The organism is Pseudomonas sp. SMV71 (genome assembly GCF_052042015.1).
Taxonomy (GTDB): Bacteria; Pseudomonadota; Gammaproteobacteria; order Pseudomonadales; family Pseudomonadaceae; genus Aquipseudomonas.
Genome location: NZ_JBKGGU010000013.1, coordinates 149,717 through 162,615 on the forward strand (window position 1 = coordinate 149,717; position 12,899 = coordinate 162,615).

Here is a 12,899-nt window from a genome sequence, read left to right on the forward strand (position 1 = left end):
AGGATAACCTTTGTGCCGGACCTTCGGAGGCGCAAACATCGGTCAAAGGTGGGTCACTGCCAGGTCCAGGCGGCCATAGTCCCCCTCGGCTTGTTCGTTTCTGGGCGGTACGTGATGGGTTTTCATGACCTGGTCGCCTTGCAGGGTTTCCAGATGAATATCGAACCCCCAGAGGCGATGCAGGTGCTTGAGCACCTCATCGGTGGAGTCACCCAAGGGTTTGCGGTTATGTGCCTGGTGTCGCAGGGTCAGTGAGCGATCTCCCCGGCGGTCGATGCTGTAGATCTGCACATTGGGCTCGCGGTTGCCCAGATTGTACTGCGCCGCCAGGGTTTCGCGGATGATGCGATAGCCACTTTCATCATGGATGGCGGGCACCACCAAGTCATCTTTCTGATCGTCGTCGAGGATGCTGAACAGTTTCAGATCGCGAATCACCTTCGGTGAGAGGTACTGCAGGATGAAACTTTCATCCTTGAAGCTGCTCATGGCGAATTTGATCGTGGACAACCAGTCGGAACCGGCAATTTCCGGAAACCAGCGGCGATCCTCTTCGGTGGGGGCCTCGCACATGCGACGGATGTCGCGGTACATGGCGAAACCCAGCGCGTATGGGTTGATGCCGCTGTAGTACGGGCTGTCAAAGCCGGGCTGGAACACCACGCTGGTGTGGGACGTCAGGAACTCCATCATGAAGCCATCGGTGACCAGGCCTTCGTCGTACAGATCGTTCATCAATGTGTAATGCCAGAACGTTGCCCAGCCTTCGTTCATGACCTGGGTCTGACGCTGTGGATAAAAATACTGGGCAATCTTGCGCACGATACGCACGATTTCCCGCTGCCATGGTTCCAGCAGCGGTGCATGTTTCTCTATGAAGTAGAGGATGTTTTCCTGGGGTTCGGCGGGAAAACGGGCGTTGTCCTTTTCGTTGTACTTGTCCGCGCCCTTGGGAATGGTGCGCCACAGATCATTGATCTGCTTCTGCAGGTGTTCTTCCCGGTCCTTCTGGCGTCGGCGCTCCTCTTCGGCGGAAATCGGATACGGTCGTTTGTAACGGTCCACCCCGTAGTTCATCAGGGCGTGGCAGGAGTCCAGCAGATCTTCTACCGCATCGATGCCGTGGCGCTCTTCGCATTGCATGATGTACTGCTTGGCAAACACAAGATAATCGATGATCGAGCTGGCGTCGGTCCAGGTGCGGAACAGGTAGTTGCCCTTGAAGAAGCTGTTGTGCCCATAGCAAGCGTGCGCCACTACCAGCGCCTGCATGCAGATGGTGTTTTCTTCCATCAGGTAGGCGATGCAAGGATCCGAGTTGATCACGATTTCGTAGGCCAGCCCCATCTGGCCGCGTGTGTAGGACTTTTCGGTGCTGAGGAAGTGCTTGCCGTAGGACCAGTGGTGGTAACCCAACGGCATGCCGACCGACGCATAGGCGTCCATCATCTGCTCGGCGGTAATCACCTCGATCTGGTTCGGGTAGGTGTCCAGGGCATAGCGATCCGCGATACGGCTGATTTCCCGATCGTAGGCCTGGATCAGCTCGAACGTCCATTCGGAGCCTGTCGAAATGGGCTGGCGCTTCTGCTCTTTTTTGGCGGTCATGTCACTAACCTGCGCTGGAAGAGTTCACGGAAGACCGGGTAGATATCCCCGGCCGAGACCAATTGCTGCTGAGCGAAAGTGTCGCTGAAGGCTTCGGCGATCCGCTCATATTCGTACCACAAGGCCTGGTGTTCCCGTGGAGTGATTTCCACATAGGTGTAGTACTGAACGAACGGCATGATCTGGTTGATCAGGATGTCGCGGCAAATCGGTGAATCGTCGTTCCAGTTGTCACCGTCCGACGCCTGCGCGGCATAGATATTCCACTCGTTGGCCGGATAGCGCTCGGCCATGATTTCCTGCATCAGTTTCAAGGCGCTCGAAACGATGGTGCCGCCGGTCTCCCTGGAGTAGAAGAACTCTTCTTCATCCACTTCCCTGGCGCTGGTGTGATGGCGGATGAACACCACGTCGATCTTGTCGTAGTTGCGTTTCAGGAACAGGTACAGAAGGATGAAGAAACGCTTGGCGATGTCCTTGGTGGCCTGGGTCATGGAGCCGGAAACGTCCATCAGGCAGAACATCACGGCCTTGGAGCTGGGGTTGGGTTGCTTGACCAGCAGGTTGTACTTGAGGTCGAACGTATCCAGGAACGGAACACGATGGATGCGTGCGCTGAGTTTCTCGATTTCCGCTTCCAGGTCCTGAATGTCGCCGAAATTGTCAGGTTCTTCGCGTTTGAGGCGGGCCAGTTCTTCTTTCGCCTCGCGCAGTTTGGCCCGGCTGCTGCCTGACAGCGCGATGCGCCGAGCATGGGCCGAACGCAGGGTCCGAATGATGTTGATGCGCGAAGGGTTGCCTTCGTTGCTGATGCCGGCGCGTACGGTCTTGAAGGTATCGGTGCCGGTCAGGTTACGCTTGACCAGGTTCGGCAGCTCCAGGTCCTCGAACATGAACTCCAGGAACTCCTCCTGGGTGATCTGGAACACGAACTCATCCATGCCTTCGCCGGAATTGCCTGCCTTGCCAGGCCCCTTGCCGCCGCCACCGCCCTGGGGCCGTGGGATATGTTCGCCGCTGGTGAACTCCTTGTTGCCGGGGTGTACGACGGTCTGTTTACCGCCGCGGCCATGGTGTAGCACCGGCTCGTCGATATCGCGCCCGGGAATGCTGATCTGTTCGCCATGTTCCATGTCGGTGATGGAACGCCGGCTGACGGCCTCTTCGACGGCCTTCTTGATGTGGTCACGGTAACGCCGCAAAAAGCGCTGGCGGTTTACCGTGCTTTTGTTCTTGCCATTAAGGCGTCGGTCGATCACATAGCTCATGCGGCCCTCCGGGCAGCTTCAAGTGATGAGCTACAAGCTTCAAGTAGAAGCGGTTACCCGGTTGCCAGGGCTGACGCGCTTTTCCTTGCAGCTTGTAGCTTGTGGCTTGCAGCTGTTTTACTGCGATTTGCGGACCCGCAAGTACCACTCGGAGAGCAGCCGTACCTGTTTGTCGGTGTAGCCACGTTCGACCATGCGTGTAACGAAGTCGTTGTGTTTTTGCTGGTCCTCCTTGCTGGCCTTGGCGTTGAAGCTGATAACTGGCAACAGGTCTTCGGTGTTGGAGAACATTTTCTTCTCGATGACCACACGCAGCTTTTCATAACTGAGCCAGGTGGGGTTCTTGCCGTTGTTGTTGGCCCGGGCGCGCAGCACGAAGTTGACGATCTCGTTGCGGAAATCCTTCGGATTGCTGATACCGGCCGGCTTCTCGATTTTCTCCAGCTCTTCGTTGAGGGCGACGCGGTTGAGGATTTCTCCGGTTTCCGGGTCGCGGTATTCCTGGTCCTGGATCCAGAAGTCCGCGTACAGCACGTAGCGGTCGAAAATGTTCTGACCGTATTCGCTGTAGGACTCCAGGTATGCCGTCTGGATCTCTTTACCGATGAATTCGATATAGCGCGGCGCCAGGTATTCCTTGAGGAAGCGCAGGTAGCGCTCACGGGTTTCCGCCTGGAACTGTTCCTGCTCGATCTGCTGCTCCAGCACATACAAAAGGTGGACCGGGTTGGCGGCAATTTCGTGTGGATCGAAGTTGAAGACCTTGGACAGGATCTTGAACGCAAAACGAGTCGACAGACCGTTCATCCCCTCATCGACCCCGGCGTTATCGCGGTATTCCTGAATCGATTTGGCCTTCGGATCGGTGTCCTTGAGGTTTTCCCCGTCGTACACGCGCATTTTCGAATAGATGTTGGAGTTTTCCGGCTCCTTGAGGCGCGACAGTACAGTGAACTGGGCGAGCATCTTCAGGGTGTCTGGCGCGCAATGGGCTTTGGACAGCGAGCTGTTGAACAGCAGCTTGTCGTAGATCTTCACTTCATCGCTGACCCGCAGGCAGTACGGCACCTTCACGATGTAGATCCGGTCGATGAACGCTTCGTTGTTCTTGTTGTTACGGAAGGTGTGCCATTCCGATTCGTTGGAGTGGGCCAGCAGGATGCCGGTGAAAGGGATAGCCCCCAGGCCCTCGGTACTGTTGTAGTTGCCTTCCTGGGTGGCCGTCAGCAGAGGGTGCAATACCTTGATGGGCGCCTTGAACATTTCGACGAATTCCATCAGGCCCTGGTTGGCCCGGCACAGCGCCCCCGAGTAGCTGTAGGCGTCGGCATCGTTCTGCGGGAATTCTTCGAGCTTGCGGATATCGACCTTGCCCACCAGTGCCGAGATATCCTGGTTGTTTTCGTCACCGGGCTCGGTCTTGGCGACTGCGATCTGGTTGAGGATCGATGGGTAGAGCTTGACCACCCGGAACTGGCTGATGTCTCCGCCGAACTCGGCCAGGCGCTTGGTGGCCCATGGCGACATGATGGTATTGAGATAGCGCCGTGGAATGCCGAAATCCTCCTCGAGGATCGCGCCGTCTTCAGTGGCGTTGAACAACCCCAGGGGCGATTCGAAAACCGGTGAGCCCTTGATGGCGTAGAAGGGCACTTTCTCGATCAGTTGCTTGAGCTTCTCGGCCAGGGATGATTTACCGCCACCAACCGGGCCAAGCAGATAAAGGATCTGCTTCTTCTCTTCCAGGCCTTGGGCGGCATGGCGGAAATAGGACACGATCTGTTCGATGCACTCTTCCATCCCATGGAAGTCGGCAAAGGCCGGATAGCGGCGAATCACCTTGTTGGAAAAGATCCGCGAGAGCCTCGAGTTGGTCGAGGTATCCAGCAGTTCCGGTTCTCCGATTGCCAGCAACAGACGCTCCGCGGCCGATACATAGGCACCGCGGTCCTGCTTGCAGAGTTCGAGGTATTCCTGCAGCGAGTATTCCTCCTGCCGCGTGGACTCGAAACGTTGCTGGAAGTGGCTAAAAATACTCATGACGTCACCTCGCTCGATACGTGGAGCCGGTGTCGGATCAATCAGTCGATGCTGGACAGCCGCTGGGAACCCAGTTGCCGTTTACCCCCCAGAATACTCCCAGGATTACAGGTTCCTGAAAGCTGACTCCCGATGACCCGCGCGCCGGTGTACCGGCTCTCCCCTGTTTTGGATGGCCTGAGGCTAAGGATAGTTCGGAATCCGAGAGGTAAAGGTGGAATACGTAATTAGTTGTGGCAGACCGTTCGTCCGCCGCCGCTCTAGCCCACGGTCCACGCGGGCTTGAACGACATGAAAAAATTATTCCGATGTACCTTGTGCTGTTTCGTCCGGGTAAGTCGTGCGCCATAGCTCGAAACCGCCGTCCATGCTGTAGACATCAGTGAAGCCCTGGCTGATCAGATAGGCGGCTGCGCTCTGGCTGGAATTGCCGTGATAGCAGACCACCACGACGGGAGCGTCGAGGTCGGCGGCCCGGATGAAATCGGCGATGGAGTGGCTATCCAGGTGCTTGGAACCGCTGATGTGCAGCGCAGCGAAAGTCGCCGGGTCGCGGACATCGACGACGACTGCGCCTTGCTCACGCAGGACCTGGGCCTGCTGGGGGGGAATGCGTTTGAATTCGGACATGTGGGACTCCTGTAGCCAACACCGGTCAGATGGCAGTACCGGCCGACGATGATGCGGTGGTCAAGGGATGGTGGGGTTTGGGGTGGCCCTGTTCGTCGCAATCGCAACGCAGTAGCTCGCCGCTGTCGACGTTCATCAGCGTCATGGCGCTACCCCATACACAGCCGGTGTCGAGGGCAAATACCCCAGGTTCATCGGATTGGCCTTCAAGCGCCGCCCAGTGGCCGAAAATGATCCTGAGGCTACGGGTCTTGCGCTCCTTGTGCCTGAACCACGGGGCATAACCGGGAGGCGCAGTCTCGATGCCGTCCTTGCCCTTGAGATCGAGCTTGCCGTCGCGGGTGCAGAAACGCATGCGGGTGAAGTAGTTGGTAATGACCCGAAGGCGGGCAGCGCCGGTGAGGTCATTGTCCCACTTGACCGGTTCGTTGCCGTACATGCCATCCAGGTAGGGCCCGAACAGGCTGTCGTCGCGTAGTGCCTGTTCGACCTCGGCCGCACACTTGAGGGCCTTGCGCAATGACCATTGGGGTGGAATGCCGGCGTGGACCATCGCCAGGTTGCGCTGCTCGTCGTAATGCATGAGTTTCTGCTGGCGAAGCCATTCCAGCAGCTCGACGCAATCCGGGGCCGCCAGTATTCCAGCCAGCGTATCGGATTTTTTCAGTCGTTCGATGTTCCGCCAGGCCGCCAGCAAGTGCAGGTCATGGTTGCCGAGGACGCACACCAGCGACTGGCGGATGCTGTAGAGAAAACGCAGTGTCTCGAGCGATTGCGGACCTCGGTTGACCAGGTCCCCCACCAGCCACAGTGTGTCCTGCTGCGGGTCGAAGGCGACTCGTTCCAGCAGGCACTTGAGCGGGTCGAGACAGCCCTGCAGGTCGCCGACCGCATACGTGGCCATCAGTGCAGCGCCCCGGGCACCGCCAGGCGAAAGGGCTTGATGACGGCATCGAAGCGTTTGCCGTCCTCGGCCAGCATCTGGTAGGTGCCCTGCATCGTGCCGACCTGGGTGGTCATCACGGTGCCGCTGCTGTAGCTGTGGCTTTGGCCGGCCTCGATCAGCGGTTGCTGGCCGACGACACCTTCGCCGCGCACTTCTTCGACATGCCCGTCACCGTCGGTGATGACCCAATGCCGCGACAGCAGCCTGGCAGGCAAGGAGCCGTTATTGCGCACGGTGATGTGGTAGGCGAAAGCGAAACGGTTGTGCTCGGGTTGGGATTGTTCTGTCAGATAACGGGTGGTGACGCTGACGTCGACCTGGTAGCGAGGATCGGACATGCAAAAGGCCTTAAAAACGAAGCGGGACGCAGGCGTGGCTAATGGCATCAGTCTAGGCCAAGTATCGGGTAGGAGACCAGCGTGGCGTCCTACCCGTTGCCGAGTACTCGTCAGTTGGCGTCGGCTTTCGATGCAGCCTGCTCGCTGAGCTTGTCGGCCAGGCGTACGAAGGCCGCCAGGTCCAGTTGCTCGGGGCGCAGGCCGCCATCGACGCCGGCGGCTTCGATCTCGGCGCTGCTGAGCAGCAGTTTCAAGGTATTGCGCAGGGTCTTGCGGCGCTGGTTGAAGGCTTCGCGCACCACGCGCTCCAGCAGGCGATGATCCTTGGCCGGATGCGGGAGGACGGCATGCGGAACCAGGCGAACGATGGCCGAGTCGACCTTGGGCGGCGGGTTGAATGCCCCGGGGCCCACGTTGAACAGGTGTTCGACCCGGCAATGGTACTGAACCATGATCGACAGGCGGCCCCAATCGCCGCCACCCGGACCTGCGGCGAGACGCTCGACCACTTCTTTTTGCAGCATGAAGTGCATGTCGCGGATCAGCCCGGCATTGCTCAGCAGGTGGAAAATCAGTGGCGTGGAAATGTTGTACGGAAGATTACCTACCACCCGCAGGCTGTTCGGTGCCGCGTCCAGGCTGTTGAAATCGAATTTCAGCGCGTCGCCCTGGTGCAGGTTGAAATTGCTTCTGTCGGCAAACTGCTGGTTGAGGATCGGCACCAGGTCCTTGTCCAGTTCCACCACGTCCAGTTGCGCGCCGCTGTCGAGCAGGCCTTCGGTCAAGGCGCCCTGGCCCGGACCGATTTCCAGCATGCGGTCGCCGGATTTGGCATTGATGGAGCGCAGGATGCGGTCGATGACGCCGGCGTCATGCAGGAAGTTCTGGCCGAAGCGCTTGCGCGCGCGGTGTTGGTATTGCTCAGTCATAAACGGGTCTCGGCCATCTGGTAGGCGGTTTCCAGCGCGACTTGCAGGCTGCCGGTATCGATCTTGCCGCTGCCCGCCAGGTCCAGGGCGGTGCCATGGTCCACGGAAGTGCGAATGATCGGCAGGCCCAGGGTCACGTTGACTGCCGCGCCGAAGCCTTTGTACTTCAGCACGGGCAGGCCTTGGTCGTGGTACATCGCCAGCACCGCATCGCAGTGCTCCAGATATTTGGGGGTAAACAGAGTGTCGGCAGGCAGCGGGCCACGCAGGTCCATGCCCTCGCTGCGCAAGCGCTCCAATGTGGGTTCTATGATGTCGATTTCTTCCCGGCCCAGGTGTCCGCCTTCACCGGCATGGGGATTGAGCCCGCATACCAGGATACGTGGCTGCGGGATGCCGAACTTGTTCTGCAGGTCGGCGTGCAGGATCCGTGTGACCCGCTCCAGGCGCTCTGCGGTGATGGCGTCGGCGACGTCGCGCAGGGGCAGGTGAGTGGTCACCAGCGCAACGCGCAGGCCATGGGTGGCGAGCATCATCACCACCTGGGCGGTGTGAGTCAGGTCCGCGAGGAATTCAGTGTGCCCGGAAAAGGCGATTCCGGATTCGTTGATCACGCCCTTGTGTACCGGCGCGGTGATCATGCCGGCGAACGCACCCTCCAGACAGCCCTGGCCGGCACGGCTCAGGGTTTGCAGGACGAATGCGGCGTTAGCCTTGTCCAACTGCCCGGTGACGACCGGAGCGCCCAGCGGGGTATCCCAGACGTACAGGCTGTTGGCGGGCGCCGGAGCATCCGGCCAGGCATCGGGCGTCACCGGCAGCAGATCGACGACCAGCCCCAGCTGCGCGGCCCGCTCAATGAGCAGGTCGCGGCTGGTGATGGCAATCAAGGGATGTGGCTGGGGTTGCGAGGCGAGCAACAGGCACAGGTCGGGACCGATGCCGGCAGGCTCGCCGGGCGTCAGCGCAAAGCGCTTGGGTTTCACTGCGCGGCCTGGTCTGCACCAGGAAGTTTGATCTCGACGTAGGCTTCGTCGCGAATCTGACGCAGCCAGGTTTGCAGTTCTTCGTCGTATTTGCGATTACGCAATACGGTCATCGCTTGCTGTTCACGCGCCTGGGTCGTGCTATCGGTAGCGCGGCGGCCAAGGACTTCCAGCACGTGCCAGCCATAAGGGCTCTTGAATGGCTTGGACAACTGGCCTTGTGGCGTCTGGGCCATGACCTGGCGGAACTCGGGAACCAGCGCGTTCGGATCGACCCAGTTCAGGTCGCCGCCGTTGAGGGCCGAACCCGGATCCTCGGAGAAGCTCTTTGCCAGCTCGGCGAAATCCTCGCCCGCTTCGATGCGGTCGTAGAGTTTTTCCGCCAGGCGCTTGGTCTCGGCTTCGCTACGGATTTCACTTGGCTTGATCAGAATGTGGCGGACATGCACTTCGTCACGCACCTGGGTGCCGCCACCGCGTTTTTCCAGGACCTTGAGGATGATAAAGCCGCCGGGCGTACGCGCTGGTTGGGTGATATCGCCTACCGCCATGGCACTCAGTTCGCGGTCGAACGGAGGAGGCAGTTGAGCGGGCTTGCGCCAGCCCATGTCGCCGCCTTCCAGGGCGTTTTCACTGGCGGAGCGGGCGACGGCCAGTTGACCGAAATCGGCACCTTGCTTGAGCTGCTGGTAGACGTCCATTGCCTGGCGATAAGCGCTCTGGATCGCCTCGGAGTTAGCGCTTTCCGGGGTCGGGATCAGGATGTTCGCCAAGTGCAGTTCTTCGGAAAGCTGCATTTTGCCCAGGTCGGATGCGAGGAAGTTCTTCACCTCCTGCTCGGACACCTGGATGCGCTCGGCCACACGACGCTGGCGCACACGGCTGATGACCATTTCGCGACGGATCTGGTCGCGGGCATCGTCGTAGGAGAGACCGTCACGCGCCAGGGCAGCGCGGAATTGGTCCAGGGTCATGTTGTTGCGCTGGGCGATGGTACCGACGGCCTGGTTCAGCTCTTCATCAGTGATGCGAATGCCGGAGCGCTCGCCGATCTGCAATTGCAGGTTCTCGACGATCAGGCGTTCGAGCACTTGCTGGTCCAGCACGCCCGGTGGAGGCAGGCCGCCGCCGCGCTTGGCGATGGTTTGCTGCACTTCATGGACACGCTGGTCGAGCTGGCTCTGCATGACCACGTCATTGTCGACGATGGCCACCACTTTATCGATGGACTGTACCGCGGCATTGGCCGCGGTCCCCAGGAACAGCGCGCCCAGCATCAGCGGGCGCAGACAATCAGAAAGCTTGGTCTTCACGTTCACGATAACCTTGGATGCCTTTGTCGAGGAAGCTCTCTACTTTGGCGCCAGTGAGGCCGCCGAGTCCCTTCAGAACAATTTGGAGGAAGACGCCGTGGTCGCCTTTTTCGTTTTCCGGAGCGTCTTGACTGAATTCGTCGTAATCGACCCAGTAACGGTTGATCAGGCGCAGTTTCCAGCAGCAATTGTCGTATTCGAAACCACCGAAGGCTTCCAGGGTCCGATTGCGGTTGTAGTCATATTGCCAGCGGCTGATGGCGTTCCACTGCGGCACGATCGGCCAGATGACCGAGAAGTCGTGCTGCTTGATCTTGTAGTAGTCCTTCACGTAGCCCGGGGTGCCCGGGGTGCCGTAGTCACCGCCACCGACTTGCCACCGTCCGGTGGTCTGGTCGTAACGAACCAGGTCATTGCGATAGCGATAGCCGGCGTTGATGACCTTGTTCGGGTTGTCTTCAGGCTGGTAGTGGAACATCGCGCTGCCCGAGCGAGGGCTGTGGGTGTCCGGGTCCCAGTTGTAGTCGGCGGTGGTGCGCCAGTCGCGGTTCCAGCGGTATTCGTATTCCAGGGCATAAGGCGAGACGCTGGAGTGCGCATCTTCGCGAGTCTTGAAATCGATACCTGGCAGTTGAACCTCGCGGTCCTTGAAGTAGAAGGCCTGGCCGACGCTGATGCGCTGGCGTTCGAAACCGTTTTCTTCGATCCAGCGGTTGGTCACACCCAGGGACAGCTTGTTTTCGTCGCCGACACGGTCGGAGCCGGTGAAGCGGTTGTCCCGGAACAGCGAGGAATAGTTGAAGGTGCTTTCGCTGGTATCGAAGACCGGGATGTCGCTCTGGTCTTTCTCCGGCACATAGAGGTAGTACAGGCGTGGCTCCAGGGTCTGGCGATAATTCTTGCCGAACCATTGGGTATCACGGTCGAAGTACAGGCCACTGTCGATGCTGGCGATTGGTACGCTACGGCTCTGGTTGCGGCTGTAGGTGCCGTTCAGGCGATCGCCTTCGGCGCCTTGAGCCGCGATATCGGCCTTGCCGCGATTATCCAGGTCCAGGTCATACTGGGTGTATTGATACTTGAGCGATGGCTTGATGTACCCGTAGCTTGCGTTCATTGGCAGACTGATGACGGGAGCCAGGTTCATCCGGTCGCCGGTGGCGCGGGCTAGTCCTCGAACGTTTGTGTCCAGGAATGGATCGGCAGTGCCGTCCTCGTTCGTGTAATCCCCGGTCCTCAAATCCCGATCAAAGCGCACAAACTCTGTGTTGTACGCAATATCCAACCCACCCGGATGCTGCGGCAACGCACCATTGAAGGTGATCTGCGGCAGGCGATCGTACGGGGTGATGTTGGACACGGTGGCCAGTTGATAGGCCTGAACGTTCAAACGTGCCGTGAAGTTATCGCCGCGGTAGCTGACCGCGCCCTGCTGGTTCACGAAGTCCCTGGATTCGACGCCGATCTGGTCGGTCTGCAGATCCTGGAAATAATAGGGGTCGCTGATCTTGGTGTAGTCGACTTCGGTCGACACGCGCGAATCCAGGCCGCCCCTGTGCTGCCAGTTGTACATGTAGCGGGTCTTGCTGTAGTCGGTCTGCTTGCTGCGTTCGTCTTCCTCGTCATTGAGGTACGCAGCGCCGAACTGACCTTCGCTGGACTTGGTCAGGTAGCGGAATTCGCCTTCCATCAACAGGCCGCGCTTGGCCATGTAGCGCGGATACAACGTGGCGTCGTAGTTCGGCGCCAGGTTGAAGTAGTACGGGGTGACGAGCAGGAAGCCGGTGTCGCTGCCGCTGCCGATGGTCGGCGGCAGGAAGCCGGACTGGCGACGGTCATCGATCGGGAAATAGATGTACGGCGTATACAGGACTGGAATGTCCTTGACCCGCAATGTCACGTTGGTCGCGGTACCGAAGCCGGTGGCCGGGTTCAGGGTGATGTTGTTGCCCTTGAGCGTCCACGCGTTGCTGTTGGGTTCGCAGGTGGTGTACGTGCCGTCCTTGAGGCGGATGATCGCGTTTTCGGCACGCTTGGCGTACAGGGCGTTACCGCGGATACGCGACTTGTGCATCACGTATTCGGCATTGTCGACCTTGGCTTCGCCGGTATCCAGCTGCACATCGGCGTGGTCGCCAACGATCAGCGCACCGTTGTCGCGAACCCGCACGTTGCCGCTCAGCTCGCCACGGTTCTCGGCCTGGTACAGGCTGGCCTCGTCGGCCTCCACCTGCATGCTGCCTTGGCGCATGACCACATCGCCGGCCAGGGTCGCCACCTGTTGCTCCTGCTCGTAGCGGGAAGCCTTGGCGCCGAGGAAGGTCGGGGCGTCGCTTTTCGCGGTCTTGTCGTTCATGCCGGGACGCGTCGGCTCGATGTAGGCACCCGAGCAGTACGGACCGGTTTCAGCCAATTGGGCCGGGGTGAGGTTCTCGCGCGGAACCCAATCCAGGTGGCTGTAGTCTGCACTGCGCGACTTCAGGCCGCGGCCTTTGGATTCGGTGACGAGCATCGGCTTTTCGCCAGCCTCTTGGCCCGAACCGCTCTCGGCGGGAGCCTCGCCACTGGCGGAAACCGCACTGCCATCATGCACCGGGCGCGGCGGCAAGGCTGCGGCGGGCGTCTTTGGCGCACAGTCCCAGGCACCCGTAGCGGAGACAGAGCAGTCATACTGCTGCGCCGCAACGACGAATGAAGAGGCCAGGGGTTGCAGGGCCAGCAGACTGCCAGTGACCAACAACGGAAATTTTTTACGAAACGCGGGGGATTTCAATGCCATCTTATTAGTCCGGGCTTCCTGCGTGCCATCTGCCCGCGGTGTGGGCCGCACGCCTCTCGATG

General features: G+C 59.8%; 10 protein-coding genes. All 10 read right to left on the bottom strand.

Going from position 1 to position 12,899, the window contains the following annotated elements:
- Positions 1–42 precede the first annotated feature (42 nt).
- Positions 43–1,608, bottom strand: coding sequence for a SpoVR family protein (locus ACLEJQ_RS15545; protein ID WP_440796404.1), 1,566 nt, complete (start codon positions 1,606–1,608; stop codon positions 43–45).
- On the bottom strand, positions 1,605–2,876 hold the full coding sequence (locus ACLEJQ_RS15550) for a YeaH/YhbH family protein (protein WP_003206179.1): 1,272 nt from the start codon (positions 2,874–2,876) through the stop codon (positions 1,605–1,607). The genes ACLEJQ_RS15545 and ACLEJQ_RS15550 overlap by 4 nt, the downstream gene beginning before the upstream one ends.
- Before the next feature lie 117 nt (positions 2,877–2,993).
- Positions 2,994–4,916, bottom strand: coding sequence for a PrkA family serine protein kinase (locus ACLEJQ_RS15555; RefSeq protein ID WP_440796407.1), 1,923 nt, complete (start codon positions 4,914–4,916; stop codon positions 2,994–2,996).
- Between the two features lie 300 nt (positions 4,917–5,216).
- A complete protein-coding gene (gene glpE / locus ACLEJQ_RS15560) occupies positions 5,217–5,546 on the bottom strand; it encodes a thiosulfate sulfurtransferase GlpE (protein ID WP_440796409.1) in 330 nt (109 codons plus the stop codon).
- 25 nt (positions 5,547–5,571) lie between these two features.
- Positions 5,572–6,450: a symmetrical bis(5'-nucleosyl)-tetraphosphatase gene (locus ACLEJQ_RS15565; protein WP_440796411.1), complete on the bottom strand. Its 879-nt coding sequence runs from the start codon at positions 6,448–6,450 to the stop codon at positions 5,572–5,574.
- Positions 6,450–6,830, bottom strand: coding sequence for a Co2+/Mg2+ efflux protein ApaG (apaG, locus tag ACLEJQ_RS15570; RefSeq protein ID WP_440796413.1), 381 nt, complete (start codon positions 6,828–6,830; stop codon positions 6,450–6,452). Before apaG ends, ACLEJQ_RS15565 begins: the two co-directional genes overlap by 1 nt.
- 110 nt (positions 6,831–6,940) lie before the next feature.
- Positions 6,941–7,759 (bottom strand): 16S rRNA (adenine(1518)-N(6)/adenine(1519)-N(6))-dimethyltransferase RsmA, encoded by an 819-nt coding sequence (gene rsmA, locus ACLEJQ_RS15575; protein ID WP_440796415.1) that lies wholly within the window; start codon positions 7,757–7,759, stop codon positions 6,941–6,943.
- A complete protein-coding gene (gene pdxA / locus ACLEJQ_RS15580) occupies positions 7,756–8,745 on the bottom strand; it encodes a 4-hydroxythreonine-4-phosphate dehydrogenase PdxA (RefSeq protein WP_440796417.1) in 990 nt (329 codons plus the stop codon). Before pdxA ends, rsmA begins: the two co-directional genes overlap by 4 nt.
- On the bottom strand, positions 8,742–10,058 hold the full coding sequence (gene surA / locus ACLEJQ_RS15585; RefSeq protein WP_440796419.1) for a peptidylprolyl isomerase SurA: 1,317 nt from the start codon (positions 10,056–10,058) through the stop codon (positions 8,742–8,744). Before surA ends, pdxA begins: the two co-directional genes overlap by 4 nt.
- Positions 10,039–12,837 carry an LPS-assembly protein LptD gene (locus tag ACLEJQ_RS15590; RefSeq protein WP_440796421.1) on the bottom strand — a complete coding sequence of 933 codons (2,799 nt, stop codon included), beginning with the start codon at positions 12,835–12,837 and terminating at the stop codon, positions 10,039–10,041. The genes surA and ACLEJQ_RS15590 overlap by 20 nt, the downstream gene beginning before the upstream one ends.
- Positions 12,838–12,899 lie beyond the last annotated feature (62 nt).

Coding starts and splice junctions, on each gene's coding strand:
- ACLEJQ_RS15545 (WP_440796404.1), bottom strand. CDS start 1,608: ATGACCGCCAAAAAAGAGCAGAAGCGCCAGCCCATTTCGACAGGCTCC.
- ACLEJQ_RS15550 (WP_003206179.1), bottom strand. CDS start 2,876: ATGAGCTATGTGATCGACCGACGCCTTAATGGCAAGAACAAAAGCACG.
- ACLEJQ_RS15555 (WP_440796407.1), bottom strand. CDS start 4,916: ATGAGTATTTTTAGCCACTTCCAGCAACGTTTCGAGTCCACGCGGCAG.
- glpE (WP_440796409.1), bottom strand. CDS start 5,546: ATGTCCGAATTCAAACGCATTCCCCCCCAGCAGGCCCAGGTCCTGCGT.
- ACLEJQ_RS15565 (WP_440796411.1), bottom strand. CDS start 6,450: ATGGCCACGTATGCGGTCGGCGACCTGCAGGGCTGTCTCGACCCGCTC.
- apaG (WP_440796413.1), bottom strand. CDS start 6,830: ATGTCCGATCCTCGCTACCAGGTCGACGTCAGCGTCACCACCCGTTAT.
- rsmA (WP_440796415.1), bottom strand. CDS start 7,759: ATGACTGAGCAATACCAACACCGCGCGCGCAAGCGCTTCGGCCAGAAC.
- ACLEJQ_RS15590 (WP_440796421.1), bottom strand. CDS start 12,837: ATGGCATTGAAATCCCCCGCGTTTCGTAAAAAATTTCCGTTGTTGGTC.